20 protein-coding genes are annotated in these 23,708 nt (G+C 53.8%); 7 read left to right on the top strand and 13 right to left on the bottom strand.

All coding sequences use genetic code 11. The annotated features are described in order from the left end of the window. The first annotated feature begins 8 nt into the window (after positions 1–8). Positions 9–410 (top strand): immunity 7 family protein, encoded by a 402-nt coding sequence (locus BMX45_RS03385; protein ID WP_090908491.1) that lies wholly within the window; start codon positions 9–11, stop codon positions 408–410. Between the two features lie 168 nt (positions 411–578). On the opposite strand, the gene BMX45_RS03380 is transcribed toward BMX45_RS03385, so the two are convergent. From BMX45_RS03380 to pxpB, 4 genes are all read right to left on the bottom strand, one after another. After that, on the bottom strand, positions 579–1,217 hold the full coding sequence (locus tag BMX45_RS03380) for a pyroglutamyl-peptidase I (RefSeq protein WP_090908490.1): 639 nt from the start codon (positions 1,215–1,217) through the stop codon (positions 579–581). A gap of 64 nt (positions 1,218–1,281) precedes the next feature. Next, positions 1,282–2,043: a LamB/YcsF family protein gene (locus BMX45_RS03375; RefSeq protein WP_090908489.1), complete on the bottom strand. Its 762-nt coding sequence runs from the start codon at positions 2,041–2,043 to the stop codon at positions 1,282–1,284. 7 nt (positions 2,044–2,050) lie between these two features. Next, positions 2,051–3,058: a 5-oxoprolinase subunit C family protein gene (locus BMX45_RS03370; protein ID WP_090908488.1), complete on the bottom strand. Its 1,008-nt coding sequence runs from the start codon at positions 3,056–3,058 to the stop codon at positions 2,051–2,053. Beyond that, entirely contained in the window at positions 3,055–3,774 is a 720-nt protein-coding gene (gene pxpB, locus BMX45_RS03365) for a 5-oxoprolinase subunit PxpB (RefSeq protein WP_090908487.1), read from the bottom strand. The genes BMX45_RS03370 and pxpB overlap by 4 nt, the downstream gene beginning before the upstream one ends. A 238-nt stretch (positions 3,775–4,012) precedes the next feature. Here pxpB and BMX45_RS31205 point away from each other — a divergent pair, with 238 nt between their 5' ends. Then, positions 4,013–4,186: a hypothetical protein gene (locus BMX45_RS31205; RefSeq protein WP_175495026.1), complete on the top strand. Its 174-nt coding sequence runs from the start codon at positions 4,013–4,015 to the stop codon at positions 4,184–4,186. 122 nt (positions 4,187–4,308) lie between these two features. On the opposite strand, the gene BMX45_RS03360 is transcribed toward BMX45_RS31205, so the two are convergent. The 6 genes from BMX45_RS03360 to BMX45_RS03335 form a co-directional block, all read right to left on the bottom strand. Further along, positions 4,309–5,520: a VWA domain-containing protein gene (locus BMX45_RS03360; RefSeq protein ID WP_090908486.1), complete on the bottom strand. Its 1,212-nt coding sequence runs from the start codon at positions 5,518–5,520 to the stop codon at positions 4,309–4,311. 3 nt (positions 5,521–5,523) lie between these two features. Beyond that, positions 5,524–7,878, bottom strand: a complete 2,355-nt coding sequence (locus tag BMX45_RS03355; RefSeq protein ID WP_090908485.1) for a DUF5682 family protein — start codon at positions 7,876–7,878, stop codon at positions 5,524–5,526. Beyond that, positions 7,875–8,978, bottom strand: coding sequence for an ATP-binding protein (locus tag BMX45_RS03350; protein ID WP_090908484.1), 1,104 nt, complete (start codon positions 8,976–8,978; stop codon positions 7,875–7,877). Before BMX45_RS03350 ends, BMX45_RS03355 begins: the two co-directional genes overlap by 4 nt. Positions 8,979–8,996: 18 nt before the next feature. Continuing rightward, on the bottom strand, positions 8,997–10,853 hold the full coding sequence (locus tag BMX45_RS03345; protein WP_090908483.1) for a HEAT repeat domain-containing protein: 1,857 nt from the start codon (positions 10,851–10,853) through the stop codon (positions 8,997–8,999). Between the two features lie 27 nt (positions 10,854–10,880). Then, positions 10,881–12,311: an SWIM zinc finger family protein gene (locus tag BMX45_RS03340; RefSeq protein WP_090908482.1), complete on the bottom strand. Its 1,431-nt coding sequence runs from the start codon at positions 12,309–12,311 to the stop codon at positions 10,881–10,883. A 230-nt stretch (positions 12,312–12,541) separates the two neighbouring features. Next, on the bottom strand, positions 12,542–13,273 hold the full coding sequence (locus tag BMX45_RS03335; RefSeq protein WP_090908481.1) for a metallophosphoesterase family protein: 732 nt from the start codon (positions 13,271–13,273) through the stop codon (positions 12,542–12,544). 481 nt (positions 13,274–13,754) lie between these two features. Between BMX45_RS03335 and BMX45_RS03330 the strand changes: the two genes are divergently transcribed. From BMX45_RS03330 to BMX45_RS03320, 3 genes are all read left to right on the top strand, one after another. Next, entirely contained in the window at positions 13,755–15,011 is a 1,257-nt protein-coding gene (locus BMX45_RS03330) for an extracellular solute-binding protein (RefSeq protein ID WP_090908480.1), read from the top strand. Positions 15,012–15,091: 80 nt separating this feature from the next. Then, entirely contained in the window at positions 15,092–16,051 is a 960-nt protein-coding gene (locus BMX45_RS03325; protein WP_090908479.1) for a carbohydrate ABC transporter permease, read from the top strand. Between the two features lie 17 nt (positions 16,052–16,068). Continuing rightward, entirely contained in the window at positions 16,069–16,890 is an 822-nt protein-coding gene (locus tag BMX45_RS03320) for a carbohydrate ABC transporter permease (protein ID WP_090908478.1), read from the top strand. Positions 16,891–16,964: 74 nt separating this feature from the next. On the opposite strand, the gene BMX45_RS03315 is transcribed toward BMX45_RS03320, so the two are convergent. Then, positions 16,965–18,557, bottom strand: coding sequence for an MDR family MFS transporter (locus BMX45_RS03315; RefSeq protein ID WP_090908477.1), 1,593 nt, complete (start codon positions 18,555–18,557; stop codon positions 16,965–16,967). Between the two features lie 208 nt (positions 18,558–18,765). Between BMX45_RS03315 and BMX45_RS03310 the strand changes: the two genes are divergently transcribed. Continuing rightward, a complete protein-coding gene (locus BMX45_RS03310) occupies positions 18,766–19,149 on the top strand; it encodes a MerR family transcriptional regulator (RefSeq protein WP_090908476.1) in 384 nt (127 codons plus the stop codon). A 39-nt stretch (positions 19,150–19,188) separates the two neighbouring features. After that, positions 19,189–20,418: an aminopeptidase gene (locus tag BMX45_RS03305; RefSeq protein WP_090908475.1), complete on the top strand. Its 1,230-nt coding sequence runs from the start codon at positions 19,189–19,191 to the stop codon at positions 20,416–20,418. A gap of 148 nt (positions 20,419–20,566) precedes the next feature. Here BMX45_RS03305 and BMX45_RS32195 read toward each other — a convergent pair whose 3' ends face one another. Both BMX45_RS32195 and BMX45_RS32190 read right to left on the bottom strand, forming a co-directional pair. Next, positions 20,567–22,522 carry an S-layer homology domain-containing protein gene (locus tag BMX45_RS32195; RefSeq protein ID WP_368087159.1) on the bottom strand — a complete coding sequence of 652 codons (1,956 nt, stop codon included), beginning with the start codon at positions 22,520–22,522 and terminating at the stop codon, positions 20,567–20,569. Positions 22,523–22,629: 107 nt separating this feature from the next. Beyond that, the gene (locus BMX45_RS32190; protein ID WP_368087158.1) at positions 22,630–22,716 is read right to left on the bottom strand and encodes a zinc finger domain-containing protein; all 87 of its coding nucleotides are present in this window, start codon (positions 22,714–22,716) and stop codon (positions 22,630–22,632) included. Positions 22,717–23,708 lie beyond the last annotated feature (992 nt).

Here is a 23,708-nt window from a genome sequence, read left to right as displayed (position 1 = left end):
GAGCATTCATGTATGAATTTCACGGCTGGGCTACCATTCAAGAGAGTCCTGCGGAAGCGGATGCCGGGCAGCTCGATATGATCATTCAGAAAATACAGCTTAAAATTACCGAATTCGCCTGGGGCAGCGGCTTGTTATCCTTAAATGCGGCCAACGGTTCCTATTATCTTCATGTCGGCGGGTTTACCAACCGTAAAGGAGCCGAAGCTGCCGAGATAGTAGCGTTGTACCAATTGATTGGCGAAATCGCTCCCGGTTCATACGGTTTGCTGTACTCTCGGGACGATGAGAACTTGGAAGGCTACGATAACGAGTTCCGGGTTCAAGTACTGGCACGCGGACAATTACAGGAGCAGCGCGACGCGTTCCTCTCTCCTTGCGTGCCGGTGATCGAAGATGAAGTCGACTAACGACGATATCCGTAGGGTCCTTGCTTCGAATCTATGCGTTACGTTGTCTTAAAAAATCCCGTATCCCTTCATGCCATGTTTCCATGGAAGACGGGGTGCGGGATTTCTGGTTTATCTGAATATGGCCTGGTTCGTTGTAACACTTGTCGAACGAGCTTTCAAAAAGGCTTAAGCACGTCCATTCAATTCATCGATCGTTGCTTGAACGATGATCCGCAGGCCCTTCAGCATCGTTTCATGCGATAGGGTCGGCAGGGACGGCTTCTCCACGGCCATCTCCGTCGAAGCCGGAAAATGCACGAAGCCGGCAATAGCAGACCGTTGCTCGCGCCGGATTTCATTCAGAATCGCATACATCGTATTGTTGCAAATATACGTTCCGGCTGTATTGGATACCGATGCCGGTATCCCTGCTTCCTTCAGCCGGTCGACCATCAAACGGATCGGAAGGGTTGAGAATAATCCGTCCGGTCCGTCAACGTCTATAGGCTCGTCTTGGGGCCGTGCACCCCGGTTATCCGTCATCGTCGAGTCCGGCGGTATGTCCTTGATGTTAATCGCGATCCGTTCCGGCGTAATGGCGGTCCGGCCCCCCGCCACACCGCAAGCGATGACCGCATCGGGTTCGCATGTCTTCATCTCCTGCAGCAGAATGTCCGCGCATTCGTCGTAATGCACGGGAAGAAGCAGCGTCCGGATCTCGGCGCCGGGAAAGACCTCTTGCCGAATCTCCTCAACCAGTCTCTCCGTAGGATTGACGGAACTCCCGCCAAAGGGCTCAAAGCCTGAAATTAATATTTTTAGCATATGGCATATCTCCTGTACTCGTTATGTAAACTGCCTGGGTCATTCGTAAATATTTTACTGATCATTACGATTGGATCGCTTGTACGTTGACGCCCTCGGCTTCAAGCCGGGATCGCAAGGTGGTGGCGAATAGCGATGCGTGCGCACCGTCTCCATGTATGCAAACGGTGTCCGCTGTTATCGGGATCAGCTTGCCGGTCAAGGATACCACCATGTTTTCCTTGACCATCCTCACCACCTGCGCGACGGAAGCTTCGGGATCAGTGATGACGGCATCCGGCCGATTCCTCGGCGTGAGGGAGCCGTCGTCCTGGTACGTACGATCCGCAAACACTTCACTGGCTGTTCGAAGCCCTGCTGCTTCCCCTGCCGCGATCAGCTCGCTGCCTGCCAATCCAAACAGAATGAGGGTCGGATCGATTTGTTTGATGGCGGAGGCAATCGCGTCTGCCAGGGGCCTGGAGGCTGCAGCCATATTATAAAGGGCTCCATGCGGCTTTACATGCTGAAGCCCGGCCCCTTCCTGTATCGCAAAAGCCATCAAGGCCCCCACCTGATAGGTGACCATGTCATAAGCCTCAACGGGCGTAATGTCCATCCTTCTTCTTCCGAAACCGGCCAAATCGGGCAAGCCCGGATGCGCGCCGATGGCGGCGCCGCTCTCGACCGCCCGACGCACCGTTGCCCGCATGACGGCCGGATCGCCTGCATGGAACCCGCAAGCGATGTTAGCCGAGGTGATGCTTCGAAGCAGCTCCTTATCGTTGCCCAGCTTGTAAGCTCCGTAGCTTTCTCCCATATCGCAGTTCAGGTCCACTCGAACCATGGCGAAATCACCACTCCTTTAATTTCTGCTTGATCATCGCTTCCATCATTCGAAGCTCCCGAGCGCGGGCCGCGTATAGCCGTTCCGCTTCCGCCAAGGAAATTTCCGCAAAACGGATGCTGCCGCCTGGCGGCAGCTGGGCGATCAGCGGAATATCGACCGAAGCCACCTGCGCGATTTTGGGATAGCCGCCAAGCGTCTGCCGATCCGCCATCAGAATAATCGGCTGGCCATCGGAGGGAACCTGTACGGTTCCCAGAGCAACCGGCTCGGATATGTATTCCTTCGCTTGCCTTAATGTCAGCGGAGGACCGGACAATCGGTAGCCCATACGATCCGATTGCGGTGTAACGGTGAACCGTTCCCGGAACAACGCTTGCTTGCTGTCGTCGTCAAAATCATCGAATTGACGTCCGTTCAGCACGCGTACCACCGCATCTTGCCCGGTGAAGTCATACCCTGAAGCAGAAACGGACCATTTCGCGGTGAGAAAGCCGCCGCAATCGTCAACATGAAGGTATCGTCCAGACGAATCCACCGGAAGCCGGGAAGGATGGGCATGCAGCGTATCCCCTTGCTTGAGCGCTCTTCCCTCATATCCGCCGATACCTGCCCTTAAATACGTGCTGAGGCTGCCCATGACCGGGGGGACATCAAATCCGCCGGATACGGACATATAAGCGCGGCACCCCGCTGCCGGCTGTTGAAAGCTCAGCACACGCCCCGCTTTGACCAGCACCGGGCGCCACATGGGCACCTTTACGCCGTCGATTAGCGGCGATAAATCCCCGCCTGTAATGGCAATCCAACGATCGTCGTTAAATTCAACGGCCAATCCTGACCATGTGATCTCCAGAACGGCGTGTTCACCCTCATTGCCGACAAGCCGGTTGCCAAGCCGATAGGCATAGCCGTCCATGGCTCCAGCCGTGATGATACCGTATCTGCCGTAACCCCGTCTCCCTGTATCCTGAAGAGTCGCCAGCAGACCCGGCTTGATGACGGTCAAACTCATAGGCTCACTTCCCTTAACCGTTCGTATTCCTCGGCTTGAATCGGCCGGAACCGGATATATTGCCCGCCCTTCAACAGCGTTGGCGGCTCGGCACCGGGACGAAACAATGCGAGCGGCGTCCGGCCGATAATCTGCCAGCCGCCCGGCGTTTCAATGGGATAGATGCCGGTTTGCGTCCCGGCGATTCCAACGGAACCGGCCGGTATTCGCAGCCTGGGCGTCTTTCTCCTCTGGGTTGCGATTTCCTCCGGGATTCCTCCAACATACGGAAACCCGGGGGCGAAACCGATGGCGTAGATTAAGTAATCCTGCCCGGAATGAATCTTGACGACATCCATGGGCGACAGATGATTCTTCCGGGCCACCTCGTCCAAATCCGGCCCGAATTCGCCTCCGTAACAAACCGGAATATCGACAACCTCGTAAGGCCGCCGGTTCTCGTCTGCAGTGTTCGCCTCCATCCGCTGTTCCAGCATCGAGCATACATATGCAAATACCGTATCGAATCCGTCAGGCTTTTCGATCTTATGAAAATCGTAGTAAACCGCGATGCTCGTAAACGACGGGATACATTCGATCCAGCCCATAAATGGCGCCCGTTCCAATCGCCTCGTCATGTCTGTGATCTGACGATGCACCTTCTCGCTCACGAAGTCCGCAAATTGAATGAGGACGGCCGAATCCCCAAGGGGGTAGAACGTATAGGACTTGCTCATCGTGCATTCTCCGTTCTGTATGTACTGCCTGATATCCGTCTATCCTGAAAGGATTATCCCTATGATAACAGAGAAACAGGCATTCGTTGAATACGAAATTCTATGATCATCGATGAACATAAGAAACGGGCAGCTCCGTTCCGAACATGCTGCCGGATGCTGTTGCTGCCCTTTTTGCATAAAATTTAGGCATCCTTGGCAAAATACAGAAGTCGTACTAGCATAAGGAGGTGCCACAATGAGCGAACAAAACCGCAACAGCAACGAACCGACAAAAGCGGAAGTCCAAACTACGAAATTGAACAAAATGCCGGTTCCAGGTGAATTTGACACCGAGTTCTCTGCCGAAGAAGCAGCCGAGGTGTTTGAGCAGCAGCCTAACGCGGGTCAAAACACCGAAAACCAATCATAATAACATGCAGAAGACCTCACGTATGATCCGTAGTTTACGGGATCACGGTGAGGTCTTTTTAGTCGGTCATCTAACAAGCGAACCGGATTTGCGGTTTAAAGCACCCCGCCTTGGATCCACGTTTATATCCCTTTGGTGCCAATCCGCTTCGCGAGCTCCGCCAAATCTTGCCCTTTGAGGGCGCCCTCCACCAGCTGCGGAAGAAGCGCAGGGGTGCATGCGAAACAAGGGGTGCCGTCCCGGTACAGCTGTTTGGCTACCTGCTCGTCATAGAAAGGTTTACCCTCGTCGGATAAAGCGAGAAGACACATCGTCTTGACCCCCGCTTCCCGCAATTCGCGCATGCGCCGGATCAGTCCGGCCTGATTGCCGCCTTCATACAGGTCTGAAATGATGATGAACAGCGTCTTTTTCGGCTCCTCGATAAACTGCTCGCAATAAGCGACCGATTTATGAATATCCGTCCCGCCGCCGAGCTGGATCCCGAACAGCATATCCACCGGGTCATGAGCACACTGTTCGGTCAGATCAACGACTTCCGTATCGAAAACCACCACGCGGGTGTCCAGCGAAGGGATGCTGGCAAATATGGATCCTATAACCGAAGCCCAGATCACGGATTCCGCCATGGAACCGCTTTGGTCGATATCCACGATGACGGTCCATTCTTTGCTCCGCTTGGCTCTATCAAAATAGTAAAAACGCTCCGGCACGATCTGTTTGCGGTCCGCATCATAGTTTTTCAGATTGCGCTGTATCGTCCGCTTCCAGTCGATCCCGCTGAGCGAAGGGAGCGGCGTATGCTGCCTGCGGTTCAAGGCCCCGGTCACCGCCCGGCGGATATCCTCGTGAAGGCGCTGAACCAGCTCATCCACAACCGCTTTCACCAACTGGCGTGCCGTGTCCTTCGTTTTCTCGAGGATTTTCCCCTTCAGGGACAGCAGCGTGCCGACCAGTTGTATATCCGGCTTGACCGTAGCCAGCACCTCGGGCTCAAAAAGCAGCTGCTTCCAGCCTTTTCGTTCCATGGCATCATTCTGGATAATGGACACCACGTCTTCCGGAAAAAAGGAGCGGACGTCACCCAGCCACTGCGCGAGCCGAGGGGCCGATTTCCCCTGTCCGGCTCCCCGCTGTCCCGAGGGCGCGCCGCCTGCATCCGTCCCGCCGTCCGTATTATCGTATATTGCAGCAAGCGCGCGGTCCATGATGCGTTCTTCCTCCGACAGCTGAATGCTCCCGCCGGGGCTGAATCCCGCTAGCTGAGGCTCTGCCGACTGGCCCAGAATGAGCCGCCATCGCGATACTTGGTTGGATTCTTGCATACTGCTCATAGCCTAAAAATCCTCAAAATCAAAATCATTCAATTCGTCCAGCATTTTTGCTTCTTCCTCCTTCAAGTCACCGGTCAAAATCTCGGCGGCCTGCTCTGCGTTCACGCCCCAAAGTTCGCCAAGCAGCTCGGCTATCATCGTCTTTTCCTTTGGCGAGAAGCTGCTGAACGCCCTGCGCAGAAAAACAAGGGCGCGCGCGAACTCCTCATCATCCAGGGACAGGATGTATTCATTCAGCTGCTTCCACAAGCTTAACCGTGATAGCAGGGCATAACGGTTCCGCATCGATAAGCCCTCGAACCATCCAGCCCCCAAATCGGCCGGAATGCCGGGGGAGAGTCTGCGCGAAACTTCTTCGGCGCACCGCTGCGCGGAAATCGCGTTCCGCTCCATTAAGACCGCGCAGGCATACCCCGACAGACGGGCATTGAGGTCATCCCTTTCCGACAAATGCCGAAGCTCTTGCAGCCAAAGTTCCTCGTCTACCTGCTCGGCATGCTCCATCGCGACGCTGTTCAGCTCATTCATAGCGGTGATCATCGAGCCGGACACCTCATCGCTGCACTGGCTGCCATCAAGCAGGAACAAGCAAGCGCGCATAAACAGCTGCTGAAGCAGCGGCACTAACGGTTCCGTATCCAATCGCCGGACCCCGCCATAACGGATCATCACGGATAACGACCGGGAAGCGGCCGCGATCTGTACGACATCACGGCTGTCGACAGCCAGCTTCTGCAGCGTCTGCCTGCCTGCTTCCATCTGGTGAATCATCCCGCACTCATAGGCTATTCGAATAAGCGAAGAGGCTTCGGCAATCGAGCTGCAGTCCGCCAGCTTCTGTTGGAGCATATAAGCGGCAGCTACTTCTACCGTCTCTCCCAGCAGCGTGGTCTCCACGACCTGGATTTCAACCTCGGGCGTCCATTTCACAACCCAGTGCTCCGCCCACGCTGCCTGCTCCTGCCCGCTCGGCCTCGCGCTGACGAAGTAAATCCCCAGCAGCTTCAAGCGGTGAAACAAGAAGGAACGGTTCAAATCCAGATAGGCGGATTCTTTCGAAGCAACCCTCCGGTTTTCGCGCAAATCCAGAATTACATCGTTGGCCACAACCGATTTATATTTCTCCAGCTTCAACCTTTTGAGCTGGCGGTTCAGGTCGTCCTGGATCGGCGTCTGGCTGACGCCTTCGGCCAGCTCGCCGATCGCCGTGCCGATATCCGTTCGGGCAAGCTCCTCTGCCACGACGGCAAGCTCACCGCGCCCAAGCAGCGTCTGGGCCGCATCCCGCAAATCCCGCAAGGTGGGGATGCCGCCCCCATGGAGCGCGGCGAGCGACTCCGCCAGCCGGACGGCTTCGATCACTTCTGCCGTTGACCGGTGGGTCCCTTTCTTTCTCATCGAGCCTGCCACCAAGGATAAATACTGGTGCGGCAATTCCGTTAGCGCGCCCTTCAGCATCCGTTCCCACATCATTTCAAAATAATGGGGAGCCGCATTACCGGCGCCGTAGCCGGAAATAGATGACAGTTTATAGTAAGAGTATGGCATCAGGGTCAGTTTGGTTGCCCGGGAAGGCAGCAGAATTAATTCCTCGTCGCTCATCGGGTTTGACAAATCGCTAAGGGCAGAGGCATGGTATGCCCCGCAGACGACGACAATGCGTTCGGGCTGATGCCCCGCCGCAATCGCTTCAACAATCTGACGGCGCATGTAAGACTCCCGGACGGCATTGTAGGCGTACTCCACTGTATCCTCAAGCCTTTCTCTCTCCTCCGAAAGCTCTCGCATATGCCCGGAAAAAGCCGTTATGGATTGCCGGTAAGACCCCGCGTTTAAATTATGTTCATAACTCCGCTCCCAGTACATATCGTAATCGTATTCGCCAGCAAGCTCGGCTATCCGCTCATATACGGATTTTCCGGCCGGCAGGTTATCATCCATTGGCTCTGCTGCACCTGAAACGCTTCCCGGCTTCTCGACTTCGGACTCTTCTCCGCCAGAACCGCCTACCGGGCTGCGGCGGAGCTCCTGAAGGCATACGGCAGAGGACGACGGCAGATCGATAAATGCGGCATAGGCTCCATGCTTCTGCGCCCATTTCATTGCCTGATATTCCGGAGAATACACCGCAAAAGGCCAAAGTACGGTTCGTACCGGCACTTCTTCGGTAAATGCCAATATGGCAACCGGCGGCCTTGTCGTGGCATGGGCCAGATGCCGGATTTCCCCGCTTGCGTCAGACGGTCCTTCAATGAGGACGGCGGTGGGTCCGATCTCATCCAGAAAGTCTAATAAATGCTTCGCACCGGCGGGTGACAAGTGCCGAACACCAAATACATGGATGCCGGCGGCATTCACTTGTTTATCTCCTTACATGCTTGATATAAGCCCCGCCACTCGGCACCGCGCTTTTTCATCACGTTGTCGAGATATTCCTTCCACACGAGCCGGTCCTTATCATCATCCTTCACGATCGCGCCTTGGAGTCCTGCTGCCAAATCCTCGTCGGTGAGCTCCCCGCTGCCAAAGCTGGCTGCCAGCGCCATGCTGTTGGTCAGGAGCGAAATCGCTTCAGCCGTCGAGATTACCCCGGCAGGAGACTTCACCTTTTCCTTTTTATCCAGGGTCATGCCGCTGCGCAGCTCGCGAAAGATAGTAACTACCTTAAGCAGTGCTTCATCTGCAGGAGCAGCAGCCAGAAGATCATAAGAGGAAGCAATCTCCGATACCCGTTTCTTCACGATTTCGATTTCGGTTTCCAGATCCGCAGGAGCCGGAAGCACGATGATGTTGAAACGGCGCTTCAGCGCAGTCGACATCTCATTGACCCCGCGGTCTCTTGTATTCGCTGTAGCGATAATGGAGAAGCCCTTTCGGGCATTCATTTCTTTTCCGAGTTCAGGCACCGATATTGTCTTTTCGGACAAAATGGAGATGAGAGCATCCTGTACCTCCGAGGCGCAGCGGGAAATCTCTTCGAAACGGGCGATCCCGCCCGTTTCCATCGCCCGCATGATCGGGCTCTGCACCAGCGCTTCAGGGGTAGGGCCTTGGGCAAGCAGCATGGCGTAGTTCCAGGAATACCGCACATGTTCTTCGCTTGTTCCCGCCGTGCCCTGTACGACCAATCCGGAATTTCCATAGATTGCTGCCGCCAGATTTTCGGACAGCCAGGATTTGGCCGTGCCCGGTTCCCCGATCAATAACAGGGCGCGATCGGTTACCAGGGTAGCGACCGCCATCTCGATCAGACGTTGGTTTCCGATATATTTAGGCGTGATTTCCGTCTTGCCGGCCTTTCCGCCAACGATGAATTTGAGTACGGATTGAGGGGACATCTGCCATCCGGCAGGAATTTTCCCGGTATCCTCCTTGCGCAGCGCTTCCAGCTCATGACGAAACAGTATTTCTGCGGGCTGACGCATGATATCTTCCAATTGCTCTTGACCTGCTCCCATGGTTCCACTCCTTAATTTTTATTGTTCTTTCATCTTGCGAAGGATATATCGAAGCTGATCCTTGGCGTTGTCCTTGTAGTTGCCCAGCACCGCATGGACGCGGTCATGATACTCTGCAGGCAACCGGCACAACTGCGAGAATATAAAAGGCTCGATCATGTGGCAGTCCTGATTTCGCTTATCCTCAAGAGCGGCCACAACAGCTTCAAACAGCTCTTCATCTTTTATGCCGGTACGAACAAGACCCATAATAATCAGATTGGCAAACCGGTTGCGGAATTCCGGCGAATTCTGCAGCTTTGCCAGCAAATACGATTCGGCTTTCCGATGTCCCCGGCGGGCGAACGCGCTGACCAGCGCCAACTCATCCTGCTCGATCAACAGCTCCAGCCATCTGTCATCCCAGCTCGCCAGCAGCTGATCTTGCGGGAGCATCTCCACGTAATACGTGTAGCTCTCCTTGCCCGCAAACGGCATTACTTCCTCATAAGGCTTATACTGCCTGCGGATTACCAGATCTGATAGGGTATCCAAAAGCTTTTTCCGCTCCTTGGCCGCATTGCTGAGCGGCGACGAGGCGAAGCCTTGTAACAGAACGTCCTTGTATTGTTCATATACGCGTTCAGGCGGGAGCACGCGCGTTGCTTTTTGGAATATCTCGCGGACATAAGAGCCGCTGTGTCTATATTGCTCTATATCATTCTCCGCATTTTGGCGCAGCAGTTCCCTGGCTTCCTCGGAATCCACACGATTCATGTAGATGACCGCTTCATTCATCAGATAGGTCCAGCCCAAAGACTTGATGTATAAGTCATACTGCTGAAGCACGTTCCGGTACAGCTCCTCGAGCTCCGGATTTTGTTTGTCGTGCAATGCCCACAAACAGCGTTTCACCTTGATCCAGCTCTCCTCCAGCTTTTGCTTGTCGCCTAGAGATTCGGAAACCGATTGAAGCTCCGCCGACAAGTCTCGTACAAGCCAATCCGTCAACAGGGCGGAACGGCATCTGCCTAAGGCAGGATTCACCAGCTCTTTGTCTTTTCCTTGGGCGGCTTCATACAACCGCCCCACGGCTTGATCGGAACCGTTCTCGGCCAGCGCGCCGTAGGCCGCTTCGCGGATGACCTTCTTCTTGCTCCTGCTCCATTCCATCAGATCCGCTTCAAACTCTTCGTAAGGCGCAAGCAGTTTGATCGCCATGCACCGCACCTCGTCGCTGCCGATCTCGGCAGCTTGGCGGATCAGCTCCAGCGCTTCCTTCCCGCCTGTTGCCGCCATCACCTTCAGCTTGCGTGATTCCGGCCTTCCGCCCGCCGGATTAAAGTTTTCCATCAGGAACGGAACGATTTCCGGGCCGTACGCCGGCAGTATCTCATTGGCCGCCAGCTCGCCAATCTCGACGTAGGGGTCATTCAACGCTTCGATTGCAAGGTATACCAGACGGAAATCTTGGAACACCCCTTCCTTCCACGCTTCTTCTATGATCTCGTAACGGCCGCTGCCCGTCGTGGTCAGGGCCGTCTGTACTGCTGAAAGCTTGCGGTATGATAAGTGGGATGACAGCGAAACCGGATGATGGTCTGCCTGAAACAGTTCTCCCTCGGGTGCTGTCGTTCCTTGCGTATGCAGCACGGAGCTCAGCAGCTGGTTTAAATCCTGAAGCAGCTGTGCGGACTGGTTCTCCTTCTTGGAATCCGGCTCGATCAAGGCAAGGATTCCTTCGCCCAATCGTTTGAACACGGGAGCGCGTTCTCCCAGCTGTTGAAACTGCGGCAGCAGCCGCTTCAAGCGGAAATCGCCTGCCGCCAGCTCGCTGCCGGCGATATATAAACGCCTAACCTCTTGGTTAAGCTCCTGCAGTAATGCCGTACTCATGTTCGCTTTCCTCCTTCGTTACCCTGCTTAGTACAATAGCCGGATGATTTCGTTCGTCGTAATGATGCTTAGCGGCTGTGCCCAGAGACGGCCCGTCGCAAGGTTGTGCTCAAACATAACCAGCATGGATACGCCGCTCAGCTTCTCCTCCGGCAAATACCGCAGCATCGGCACGGTTGGTTCCATATACACATCGGCCAGCCCGATCGACTGCCCGGATTCATCCGTAATGGCATATTGCCCTTCCGCGTTCCGGCCGATCCCGGATACATGCAGCAGCATGACGGGGTTGCTGTCGCTAAGCGGATTCTTGAGCTGGTTCTTCACCTTTTTAACGGCTTCAGCATATGAACCTGCCGCATGGTTGCGAATCCACTCCAGATCCTCTTCCGTTACCGGACTTGACGTCATCTCTTCAAAGCGAACACGCCGGTTCATATCTCCCGGGTAGCGATACAGTGCAGGGACATGGGCTTTATCAAAGAAGCTGTCTTCTTCCCGCATCAGCTTGGCGGCTTTGTAAGGCCGGTACTGGATCGTCCGGTGAATTTCGCCGCTGTCCTTCTGGATCCAGTATCCGGTATCCACATGCTCCAGCCGCGCATCGTCGGCATAACTCAGAAATGAAAGCTGCACCAGCTCTGCTCCTTCGCTCACTAACCCATAGCTCTGCAGCTCGGTCAGCTGCCATGCATGCCCCAGCCATTCCTCTATCGTCGACTCGTGGTCCAGCCTCATATCCGGATCCTCAAGTTTTGCGGTCAGGTACTGTCTGCCCTTCTTGATCATTGCGTTCATGACGGCAAGCTGCCCCACCGCATATGTATAAGCTTTCTCCTGGTCTTCGGATGACAGAACCAGCGCCAAGCGGCGGAGTTCCGTCTGAGCACCCGATAAGTAATAATTGCCCATCTGCTTCACATGCTCCTGGATCCGCTTATGTTCTTTTTTGTCCAATGTCCCGAGTCCGTTCCGGATCAACGAGTGTATAAGCTTTTCCAGAACATCCAGGCCTTCCAGCTGCGCATGGAGTTTCTTTTTTAACGCCGATTTGTTCACCTTCTTCGGTTTGGGTGCTGCTCCTTCGGCTGCTTCTTTGAGCTTGCGCTCTTCCCGCTTCTCCGCCTTCTCCCGCTTGGCGGCCAAATCCTCCGGCACCTTTGCGGGGGTAAACGACGCTCCGCCTGCATAAGCATATAGCAGTCCAAGCACATGTTTGCACGGAAACTGCCGGCTCGGGCAGGTACACCGCATGACCGGCTTCTCCGGCACCGCAAAATCGGCGGACGGCTGGTAATCGGAACTTCCGCTGCCGGCACAGGTGCCGAACAACACGGCTTGATCCTCGGAATGGTGCAGCTTGAGGAAACGTCCTTTTTTTACTAGACCTTGCCCGTTCTTAATGGCCGCGCTATTCGGTGCCTGCGAATCGATCCATGTCTCTGTAATCTCAACCAAACTTATACCCTCCTAAATCAAATCGCTGCGCTCAAAAACAGCAATCATATCCATTACGTTTAATCATATCGAATCTTCGCCCTGCTCCCTACCCTTCTAAAGACCTATTTAAGAACACCCATTCCTATTTAATCCATCATCCTCCTCCTTAAATGGAACATATTGTTATACTATGCTGCCGTTAAAATAAAAAAGAGCCGGCTTAGCCGGTTCTTCGAAATTAGCTATCGTTAGTCTTTTCGCGCTTGATACCGCCCTGTTCGAATCTCGAGAATATACGATTCAGGGTGGGGCATGCCGGACTCCAACGCGTCCTGCACGGCTTGTTCGATCGGGTACGGCACACGGATGCATTGGATGTTTAACGGCGCGGGATCTTCGCTTCCATAGACTCCCTCCAGAATGACGTAAGACGCCTCGGACATTTCAAGTGGATTGCCGACGCTGCCGGTATTAAACAGCGTTCTCCCGTCCAGATGCTGGTGATAGGCATTATGAATATCGCCGTAACCGGCGACGTCCGCAATTCTCGGGCTGCCGCACAGCGGGGAGCTGTGAAACAAGGTAGCCCGCTTCTCCTGGTCATCCCAGGGCTGGATCCGTTCGTACACGCTTCGCGGCGAAGCATGAAACAGCCGGACCCATTTACCGCTCATCATGAATTCTATGACATAAGGGAGGCCGGCAAGATATTGGAGCCTCTCGCTTCCGAGTCTATGCTGATGCCATAGTAGCGACGGATCATCGGTCTCATTGCCAATAAAGTCGTCCCAATTCCCCTTAATGACCTGCTGGCAATGGGTTCGTACCATATCCACCGCCACATCGCCGTGCGGGCCCTTGCCGATCAAGTCGCCCAGGCAATAGATGGTTTCGATTCCGCGGCGTTGGATATCCCTAAGAACCGCCTCCAGTGCAGGGATGTTTCCGTGTATGTCGGAGATTAATGCAAATTGCGCCATCAGCCGGCCTCCAAACTTTGTTTATTTCGGTTTGCTATGGTTTTGGCGGTGTTGCTTTTCGTATATTCATCCTATGTCTCGTTTTAGCCAGGGATGAACCCGTTCAGCGATTCACGCCGTGCCCCAAAATCAGGTCTTTGGATTTACCAATCCAGCACTTCATTTTCCATACAATATTAACTTATAATGAAAATAGTTTGAAGCTATTCTATAAGAAAGTCACAGGAAGGAGGTTATGCCGTTCCATGCATTGCCGTCCGGAAGCGTTCGGGCACGCGATGCGTGTTTTAACTACATCGGCAGTACATAACGTGCATTGGAAGGAGGCAATTATACGCCGGAACGTGCCAAATCCTTATTTTGGATGTTTTAATTTTTAGTCTATTGTATTAAGGTAATCATATATTTTTACTCACGCAAGCTTGGTAACTGAATAAGATTTAAGCATCACCGACTTCACCACGTTAGGAGGCTGACGATAGTGAATACACGCAGGATGGTTAGCTTAGGGTTACTGATTCTTGTCTTGATCATCAGCGGTTGTACGGGAAATGCTTCAACCGAAAAAACGAAAACGCTTACACTTTGGTATTGGAACCGAAGCCTGGACGATGAGCTGATTAAGTCTGTTGAAAAGGAGTTTCCGGGTATCCGCATCGACGCGCAAAAAATCGGAGGCGACTTCAAATCGAAATTAAAAACAACGCTGGCCGCCGGCTCCGGAGGGCCGGACATCGTCGCTTTTAACGACTGGGTGGCGGAGCTGTTTACGAGTTCAGATCGCTTCTACGATCTGTATGAGCTTGGCGCCAAAGAAATCGAACCGGATTTCCTGGATTGGAAATGGAAGCTCGGCGTTACGCCGGAAGGCGCCATGATCGCCCTGCCGATCGATACGGGGCCAACGGCTTTATACTACAGAGCGGATTTGTTCGAGGAAGCCGGACTTCCAACCGAACCGGAAGATGTCCACGAGCAGCTTGGCACCTGGGATCAATATTTCGAGGCCGGACAGAAGCTGCAGGAGCACTTTGATCAAAAAGTGAAAATGCTCGATAACATCACGAACATTTATACCCAATTTAATGCCCAATCCGATCGCATCTATTTTGCCGAGGATGGAAATTTCATCGGCGAGTCTGCGGAATCTTCGATCAAGACGGCCTGGGATACGGCGGTAAAGGCCTCCCAAATGAAGCTGAGCGCCAACGTCAACACTTCTTCCTCAGAGTGGAATGCCGCCATGAACAACGGGCGGGTCGCTTCCTTTGTCGGTGCGGTCTGGATGAAGGAAATACTCATGCAGGCGGCGCCGGACACCACCGGCAAATGGAGGGTAGCCCGTGCACCTGGCGGTGACGGCAACAACGGCGGTTCCTTCCTGGCCATTATGAAGACAAGTAAATATCCGCAGGAAGCATTTGATGTCATGAAATACATTCAGAACCCGGAAAATCAGGTTCAGTCCTTTAAGAAGATCAACCTCTTCCCTTCCGCCAAGGACGCGCTGGATGCACCCGTCATGAAGGAACCTGAAGAATTTTTCGGAAATCAGGCGACTGGCGAGGTGTTCTCGGAATCAGCACGAAACGTTAAACCGGCTTATTTCGGCGGGAAGTTCGCGAATGTCAACGGCATTGTCAATCGAGAGCTGTCCTCGGTTGCCCTTCAGGGCAAAAATCCCGATAAAGCCTGGACCGACGCGCTGGCCAGGGTCAAAAAAGAACTGCTGCGCTGACCAAGGTTCTTGTTTTGCGAGGTATGGCTTTCCGATTGTTAGGAGTACTTAAATACCAACCGCACAGGAGGTACAGTACGATGGATAATCCAATGCTGAATCGCACGCCCGTGGAACAGAAGCCTGTTCCCAAGCATCCGAAATCCCAAGACCGACTGTCTGCACAGATATGGAAGCACCGCAAAGAATATTTGGCGATATCCCCTTTTTACATTCTATTTGCCATCTTCGGGCTGTTCCCGATCGCCTTTTCCATGTTCCTGTCCTTTCAAAAATGGGACGGCATCGGCGAGATGACCTATAACGGTCTCAATAACTATCAATTCATGCTGACCGATCCGGAATTTTGGAGAGCCGTTGGCAATACACTGCTGATCTGGATTTACTCCACGATACCGATGCTGTTCATCGCGCTGGTCGTGGCTTTCCTGCTAAATGCATCGTTTGTCCGTTTCCGCACCTTCTTTCGCATCGGCCATTTCCTGCCAAACGTCACCTCGCTTGTTGCGGTTGCCATCGTGTTCGGCACGGTTTTCTCGAACAACTACGGTCTTCTCAACTATATGTTGTCCTTGCTCGGCCTCAACTCCGTCGAATGGTTGAATAAGACGTGGGGCATTCAGTTAGCCATCTCGGTCATGGTTATATGGAGATGGGCGGGATATAACGCCATCATCTATCTTGCCGGGCTGCAGAGCATCCCGACGGTTCTGTACGAGGCAGCCAAGATCGACGGAGCCACCGGCATTCAATCCTTTTTCAGAATCACCATTCCCAATCTAAGGCCCATCATTCTCTTTACGGTCATTACGTCGACCATCGGCGGCATGCAGATCTTCACCGAGCCGCAAGTGCTGGTCGGCAATGACGGCGGCGTAAGCGGCGGCGGGATGACCATCGTCCTCTACCTGTACCGCGAAGCCTTCGTGAACAACTATTTCGGATATGGCGCTGCCGTCGGCTGGGGCATGTTCCTGCTCATTGCCCTCTTTTCCATCGTGAACTGGAAAATGGTGCAGGGCAGTCCTTCCAATGACTGAAAATGGGGGTGAATCGTATGTTCAAATGGAAATCCATTCTGCTGCACATCGGGTTGATCACCGGATTGATCTTATCCATTTTTCCCTTCTACTGGCTGCTTGTGATGGCGACGCGCACCACTTCGGACATCTACAGCTTTCCTCCGAAACTATGGTTCGGTCCGCACTTGCTGGATAACGTGTCGAGGGTGCTGAGCAGCATCGACTTCTTCGGCGCCTTCTGGAATACCCTGTTCGTCGCTTCCGCTTGTACGCTGCTGGTCTTATTCTTCGATTCCCTGGCCGGATTCACGTTCGCCAAATTCCAGTTCCCGGGCAAAAAATGGCTGTTTGTCCTGCTGCTTGCCACCATGATGGCGCCCGCACAATTATCCTTGGTGCCTTCGTTTGTCATTATGGCTGAATTCGGATGGGTAGGCACCTACAAGGCGCTGATCATTCCGGGAATGGTCAACGCTTTCGGAATCTTCTGGATCAGGCAGTATGCACAGGAATCGGTGCCTTCGGAGCTTCTCGATGCCGGTAAAATCGACGGCTGCGGTTTCTTCCGCCTCTATTGGAACATATCGCTGCCGATTCTGCGGCCCGCTTTATCGTTCTTGGCCGCCTTCACGTTCATCGGGGTATGGAACGACTATCTGTGGCCGCTCATCATTCTAAATGATGAGAACAAGTTCACCTTGCAGGTTGCGTTATCTTCATTAAACGGAATATATACCACCGACTATTCGATGGTCATTGCCGGCACGCTGCTCGCGGTCATCCCGCTGATCGTCATGTTCTTGTTCATCAGCAAGCAATTCATTTCCGATATCGCCGCAGGCGCGATTAAGAGTTAACGGCAAAGGAGCTGCCTCCAGGTGTTATGCCTGGCAGGCAGCTCCTTTCCATATTCAGGTCCATGACGTACGCGCTACGGCACCATGACCAGCTGTTCGTTTTCTTTCGTCCCTGCCTCTTCTGCCGAATCGGCGGTCTCCTCCCTTTTCAGTTCTGCCGTTTCATCGAGCTTTTTGCGTCCCATTAAGGCTGCGGCCAGAAGCGCTAACGCTGCTGGAACGATAGCCCAGGCAAACGTAGCCGCGATGGAGGAAGCGAGCGTGTCCGAGGTCGGCTTGAGCAGGTCGGACGGAATCCATGATCTCGTCTCCGGTGCCAATAAGATGTGAAGATCCTTCAGATCGAATCCTTCAGGAAGCCCAGCGGTGTTCATCACGCCCGATCCCGATGTTAAGGAACCGGTGAAGGATCGGCTCTGGATCAACCCGAACACTGTAATGCCAATGGTCATTCCAAGCGATCGCGTGAAATTGAAGGTCGAACTCGCCATCCCGCGCTGTTTATAGGATAAGCCATGCATGACCGCCGTTCCCAGCACGGAGAAAGATCCGCCGATGCCAAGCCCGATCAGAACCATGTACAGGGTAACGATGAACCTGCTGGATTCCGCAGTTAACGTCGAAGCGAGCACCATCCCTCCCGTAAACAGGATCAGCGTCGGGATCATGATGCTGCGATACGAGATTTTACTCATCAGAAAACCGCTGACCGTCGCCGTGACGACCGAGCCCACCATCATCGGCAGCAGGACCAGCCCCGAGTTCGTGGCGCTTCCGCCGAGCACGCCTTGTATGAAGATCGGAATATAAACGGAAGCCACGATGAAGGCGCCTCCGCTAAACAAGCCGCACAGCACGCTTGAGGTATAGAGTTTGTTCTTGAATAAATGAAACGAGATGATCGGCTCCTCCGCCCTTCTCTCGGCAAGCACGAAGAGCACAAGCATGACGGCGGCAGCGCCAAACAAAGCCAGGATGACCCAGGAATCCCATGCCCATTGCTTCCCTCCAAGCTCAAGCGCGAACATGAAACAGATCACGCCCGCAAGGAGCGTGGTTGCTCCCTTCCAATCAATCGGCTGTTTGGAACGTTCATGCGATTCCTTATAGAATACCATCACCATCAGGAAGGCCACGATGCCGATCGGCAAATTAATATAGAATATCCATTGCCAGGTAATATGATCCGTAATATAAGCGCCTGCGAGCGGCCCGAAAATGCTGGATAATCCAAAGACGGCTCCGAACAAGCCGGTGAGCTTTCCGCGCTTCTCGAGCGGCACGGTGTCGAACATGATCGCGAAAGCAATCGGGATGAGGGCTCCGCCCCCTACGCCTTGCACGGCCCGATACAGCGCCAGTTCCGTGATGGAGCTTGCCGTACCGCACAGCACGGAGCCCAGCATGAATACAATCATCCCGAACACAAAGAATTTTTTGCGTCCATACATATCGGACAGTTTGCCGAAGATCGGCATCCCCGCAAGCTCGGCAACCATGTACGCGGAGGTCACCCATACGAAATGATCAAGTCCTCCGAGCTCCCCGACGATGTTTCCCATGGCGGTTGCTACGATCGTATTGTCCATGGAGGCCATCAAGATGCCGAGCAGCAGGCCGGCAAGCACGATGGGCAGTTTGTTGTTGTTGGCTGTTTGTGTCTTCAAGTTCTCATACACTCCTTCTAAGTAGGTTTCCTTAGTACTGCAGTCATTGTAATTCGAAAAGTATGACAGGTGACTGTCACACTTTTGTCCCCGATTCCGTTTTTTTTTTATCAAACGCTCTTATTCAAGCAGCCTAATGGCTTTATGTTCGCATGCGGGGTAGCGTATAATCGGTTTATCTTAGCTCATGCCAAGGAGGTCATGTGATATGAAGATCAGTGAATTATCGCAGCGCAGCCAGGTCAGCGCACGCTCGATCCGGCACTATGAACAAAAAGGCCTGCTGGAAGCCGACAGACTCGATAATGATTACCGCCATTTTAACGCGTCCGCCATCGAACGGGTCAAAATGATCCAATTGTACTTAAAGCTGGGTTTGACCACGGATCAAATTCGCGTATTGTTTCGCGGTGAAGTCGCTTCGCCGGACGATTATGAATTTTGCGAAGAAATGCTTTCCTTTTATGAGGACAAATTAAGCAGCGTGGACAGTCAGATTGCAGCGCTCCATGAATTGAAACGCCTGCTGGAAAGGCAAATCTCCCGGACCCTTGGCAAAAAGAAGAGTCAGCAGCAACCCTCCGCAACATGATAGAATGAAGTGTACATCTGAAATGGAGGATATCTACATATGGACAATTTCGAGAAAAATCTGGAGAAATACGCGGAGCTGGTCGTGAAGGTTGGCGTAAACGTTCAACCGGGCCAAGTGCTGATCGTCAATGCTCCAATCGAGACCCTAGAGTTGACACGCCGCATCGTGGCCAAAGCATATGATGCAGGCGCCAAATATGTGCAAGTCGACTGGGAAGACGAAAAAATCACCCGAATCCGCTATGAGAAGGCACCGGAAGACTCCTTCCATTATTATCCGCAGTGGCAGGCCGATGCCATGCAGCAGCTCGCTGAAGGCGGAGGAGCCATTCTGCGCATTAAGGTTCCGGATCCCGAGCTGTTCCGCGGCATTGATTCGGTAAAAGTATCTACAGCCGTTAAGGCTGCTGCCGTGGCTAACGAAAAATATCAGGTATACGTCCGCAACAATAAGATCAGCTGGTCGCTGATTAAGGCGCCTACCCGAGCCTGGGCCGATAAAGTATTCTCGGACCTCCCCGAAGAAGAGCGCATCCAAGCGATGTGGGATGCCGTTTTCCTGATGAATCGGGTAGGCAGCGAAGATCCGGTAGCCGCGTGGCGGGATCATATCGCCGGACTGAAGCTGCGCCAGAACCACATGAATGCCAAACGCTACAAGAGTTTCCACTATCGAGCGCCGGGAACGGACCTGCGCGTCGACATGCCGGAAGGTTACCTCTGGCTCGGCGGCGGTGACGAGAATGAGGCCGGGGTGTATTTCGTCGCGAATATGCCCACCGAAGAAATCTATACGATGCCTCACCGCACGGGCGTGAACGGGACCGTAACCAGCACCCTTCCGCTGAATCTGAACGGCCGCCTGGTGGAAGGCATGAAGCTCACGTTCAAGGACGGCAAGGTTGTCGCATATGAAGCCGAATCCGGACGGGAGCATCTCACGACGCTGCTGGAAACGGATGAGGGCGCCTCGTATCTTGGAGAGATGGCACTCGTGCCTCATGATTCGCCGATCTCGCAGCTAAACCGCGTCTTCTATAACACCGGCATCGATGAGAACGCCTCCTGCCACTTTGCGCTGGGAAGCGCCTATCCCGTGAATATCGAAGGCGGCACCAAGATGAGCAAGGAAGAACTGCTGGCTCGCGGAGCCAATGTCAGCCTGACGCATGTCGATTTCATGATCGGTTCCGCTGAACTGGACATTGACGGCGTGCTGGCGGACGGTACGATTGAACCCGTATTCCGCGGTGGACGGTGGTTCTAAAGTTCGTTTAGATAAATTGGGGCTCCCAGCGTGGCGTTTGGCCTCACCGGCGGGCAACCCCTTTAAGCCTTCAACTGTAAAAAAGGCGGACACTGGAGCAATTGCTCCATGTCCGCCTTTTTCTATGTTCTACATTTGTATGGTTACTTTACTCTGCATGCTCCAGCATCCGAAGTATCATCATGACCGCTTCCGCTCGGGTCGCAGATTCCTGAGGAGCGAACCGGTTACCCGAACGTCCGTTCACGATGCCGGCCGTGGCCGCGGCTGCGATTTCCTTCTCTGCCCAAGCCGGAATATTCTGCTGATCGCGGAAGTCCGTTCCGGCACCTGGCTGGGTAAGGCCTAGGTACCGTACGATCATTACCGCCATTTCCGCACGGTTAACGGATTCATTCGGTTTGAATGTCCCGTCTTGATATCCTTTCACGATGCCTTCGGATACGGCCCATTGAATCGCTTCCAGCGCCCAGGATCCGATGGAGGAGCTGTCTTTGAAGCTCAGTTTCTCAGATCCCGCTTGGCCTTTCAGTGCTTTAGCCATCATCACCATAAATTCTGCACGCGTGACCTGACGGTCCGGTTTGAAGGTCTGATCCGGATAGCCGCCAACGATGCCGAGCGAAACCGCCTGCTCAATCGCTGATGAAGCCCAATGTCCGCGGATGTCGGTTAACAGCACCGGCTGGGGCTCCGGCTTCGGTTCTTCTGTCCCTGCTTTCGCCTTACGGTGTATGGTTAATTGATAGGTTTTGGTCGCACCATTCTCGGCCCGAACCACCAGCTTCAGGACGTTTTTCCCTCTCTTCAGCCCGATGACATGATCATTCTTCAGAGGCTCTCCTTCCAGAAGGACAGCGGCCTTGCCATGCGCCGCCCCAACGCGGAGCTGCACGGATTCCGCATCCGTTTCAAGCCGGTACTCCGTCGTGCTTTCGTTGAACGCAGGGGTTAATGCAGCCGCTACGCCGCCAATGATGACTTCCAGCGCTTTTAATTGATTGTTTCCGGACAATGGGACTCCACCGCCAGAGGATTCCGATCCCGATCCCGATGACGAAGGATTCTCGGATGAAGGGATCACCGACGCGTTATAGGCGCGGATCGCCGCTTGCAGTGCGGTCATTGCGTCCTTGACATCCTTCGCAGTTGCATGGTCCTGCTGCGCTATGGCGCTGGCGTTTGCAATCGCGTCACGGAGCGCTGACCTTGCGCCTGCCGGATACTGCCCTGGCGATGAGCCTTCCCGTGTTTCGTCGAGCCTTTGCTGCGCCGAGGCGATTAATCCGATTAACTCGCTCTTGTCCACTCCTGCAGCCGAAGTCGTGACCGAGTTATGAAGTCCCACGCTCTCGCCAGCAGCGTTATAAGCTTTTACGGTAAAATGATAACGCGTATCCGGCGTAAGTCCGACTGCGGTATGCGAATACACATCGCGGGTTACGGTAACCACCGGTTCCTCCCGGCCTTTCAAATATACGCGATACCCATCCACGCCATCGCTTGCAGCCGCCTCCGGCCAGCTCATGGTGACACGGATCGATGTGATCTCCGAAAATTCCAGCTCCCCGGGCGTCCATACCGGCGCACCCGGAACGTCTACAGCACTCGTGATCACCGTTAAGATCTCGCTTGGTGGCGATTCCGCTCCATGCTGATCCGAGGCGGTTACTTTGAATTCGTACGGCGTATCCGGCGTAAGCCCTGTCGCTTCGTATACGCTGTCCGTAACGGTGGCCACTTGCTGTCCGTCCTGATACACATGATAGCTCACGACTTGCTGGTCCGGACGGTTCACAGGATCCCAGCCGATTTGAACCGAGGACGACGTGACCTGAAGTGCTTTCAGATTGGTTGGGGCCGCGAGACCCCCTTCATCCGTTGTGAATGTCCATACGTCCGATACCGTTCTTCCCCCGAATTCATCTTGGGCGACGGCATACCAGGAATAGGTTCCATTGGATAACAGTCCTGCCCACGGCTGAGTAACCTCCGTGCCGCTCGCTGCCTTTTGCGGCGTACCGATGGCCTCTCCTCTCAGATGATTCACCTGGATCGAATCGGTGGCTACCCGCTTCAGTTTCGGCTCAAGATCCAGGTTCATCGTAAATTCATCAACGCCCGGATTCGTATAATAATTGTACTTATCCAAGTAAGGAGAGTACGTATTCACGTAAATCTGATTGCTTTCCTTATCAAAATGCAGCAGTCTCAAATATCCGCTGCCGCCGTCCGCATGTCCTTGATAGTCCGCCAGCATCTGATACACGGTTCGGTCCGTATTGCCGTCACCGTCATCGTCCAATTCGTTCTTAAGCAGGCTGGCTCCCGTGTAATGGCCGCTCAATACGGCAACCACGTTCGGATTAGGGACGACGACTTCCTTGTACAACTTGTTGCCTACGCCGGAACGCGTTCCGTTCGCGAGCATGTAATCATGGAAATTCAGGAATGCGATACGATCCGGATATTCAGCCAGAACCTCGTTCATCCACTTGATATCCTCGTCTTCGACGCCCCATCCCATATACATCATGATGAAGTCGTTGCCTTCGACGGAGACCAGATCGTAATGTCCCCGGTTGTTCTTGTAGGAGCCTCCGTAATAGGGCTGATCCTTATAACGGTCTTCCCCGAAATATTGACCGTAGGTCGTGTAATCCCAATCGTAGCTGCCCACGTCATGATTCCCGGCAAGCACGCCGTGCGGCAGCTTGGCATCCTCCAGCATGTTCATGTAACCATCGGCACGTTTCCATTGGTATTCGGCTGTTGGATCATTCACGATATCACCGGTATGGAACAAATATTTGATGTTCATCTCATCGATGGAATCAACGATCCATTCGAACTGCTTTTGCTGAATATGCGGATAGAGCTCCGTCAAGAACTGCGTATCGGATACCCACACAAAGGTGTAATCATAATCCCCTCGGGAAGGAATTTCATCCTGTACGATCACATCGACTTTGTTGTTCTGTACATAGTCCGCTGCCGTCAGTTCGCCTCGAAGCGTAAAATCATCTTCAGACTGGGCAATATGCTTGGTTATTTCCGTCCATTTGCTCAGCTTGTGGTTCCACGCATACATCGTGACCTTGCGGCCGGACACCGTGTGTCCTTCCCAAGTGACTTCGACGCTGTCGCCAGGCTCGACGGCATGCTCCAGCTCTGCCTCGAACCGGATGTAAGGGAATTTAGACGTTGAATCTACGGTGACATATTCATCGTTGGATTCGGATACCCGCTTCAATTCCTCTTCGGTCAGCACAGTTTCGCCCGCAGGGAAT

Source organism: Paenibacillus sp. cl141a (assembly GCF_900109305.1).
In the GTDB taxonomy this organism is placed as follows: Bacteria; Bacillota; Bacilli; order Paenibacillales; family Paenibacillaceae; genus Paenibacillus_AQ; species Paenibacillus_AQ lautus_A.
Note: the sequence above shows the minus strand (reverse complement) of the source record. Positions and strands in the feature narration are given on the sequence as shown.

What these genes read in the sequence shown, in the direction of transcription:
- BMX45_RS03385 (WP_090908491.1), top strand. Translation starts at nt 9, where the DNA reads ATGTATGAATTTCACGGCTGGGCTACCATTCAAGAGAGTCCTGCGGAA.
- BMX45_RS03380 (WP_090908490.1), bottom strand. Translation starts at nt 1,217, where the DNA reads ATGCTAAAAATATTAATTTCAGGCTTTGAGCCCTTTGGCGGGAGTTCC.
- BMX45_RS03375 (WP_090908489.1), bottom strand. Translation starts at nt 2,043, where the DNA reads ATGGTTCGAGTGGACCTGAACTGCGATATGGGAGAAAGCTACGGAGCT.
- BMX45_RS03370 (WP_090908488.1), bottom strand. Translation starts at nt 3,058, where the DNA reads ATGAGTTTGACCGTCATCAAGCCGGGTCTGCTGGCGACTCTTCAGGAT.
- pxpB (WP_090908487.1), bottom strand. Translation starts at nt 3,774, where the DNA reads ATGAGCAAGTCCTATACGTTCTACCCCCTTGGGGATTCGGCCGTCCTC.
- BMX45_RS31205 (WP_175495026.1), top strand. Translation starts at nt 4,013, where the DNA reads ATGAGCGAACAAAACCGCAACAGCAACGAACCGACAAAAGCGGAAGTC.
- BMX45_RS03360 (WP_090908486.1), bottom strand. Translation starts at nt 5,520, where the DNA reads ATGAGCAGTATGCAAGAATCCAACCAAGTATCGCGATGGCGGCTCATT.
- BMX45_RS03350 (WP_090908484.1), bottom strand. Translation starts at nt 8,978, where the DNA reads ATGGGAGCAGGTCAAGAGCAATTGGAAGATATCATGCGTCAGCCCGCA.
- BMX45_RS03345 (WP_090908483.1), bottom strand. Translation starts at nt 10,853, where the DNA reads ATGAGTACGGCATTACTGCAGGAGCTTAACCAAGAGGTTAGGCGTTTA.
- BMX45_RS03335 (WP_090908481.1), bottom strand. Translation starts at nt 13,273, where the DNA reads ATGGCGCAATTTGCATTAATCTCCGACATACACGGAAACATCCCTGCA.
- BMX45_RS03325 (WP_090908479.1), top strand. Translation starts at nt 15,092, where the DNA reads ATGGATAATCCAATGCTGAATCGCACGCCCGTGGAACAGAAGCCTGTT.
- BMX45_RS03320 (WP_090908478.1), top strand. Translation starts at nt 16,069, where the DNA reads ATGTTCAAATGGAAATCCATTCTGCTGCACATCGGGTTGATCACCGGA.
- BMX45_RS03310 (WP_090908476.1), top strand. Translation starts at nt 18,766, where the DNA reads ATGAAGATCAGTGAATTATCGCAGCGCAGCCAGGTCAGCGCACGCTCG.
- BMX45_RS03305 (WP_090908475.1), top strand. Translation starts at nt 19,189, where the DNA reads ATGGACAATTTCGAGAAAAATCTGGAGAAATACGCGGAGCTGGTCGTG.
- BMX45_RS32195 (WP_368087159.1), bottom strand. Translation starts at nt 22,522, where the DNA reads ATGAACCTGGATCTTGAGCCGAAACTGAAGCGGGTAGCCACCGATTCG.
- BMX45_RS32190 (WP_368087158.1), bottom strand. Translation starts at nt 22,716, where the DNA reads ATGACGGTGACGGCAATACGGACCGAACCGTGTATCAGATGCTGGCGG.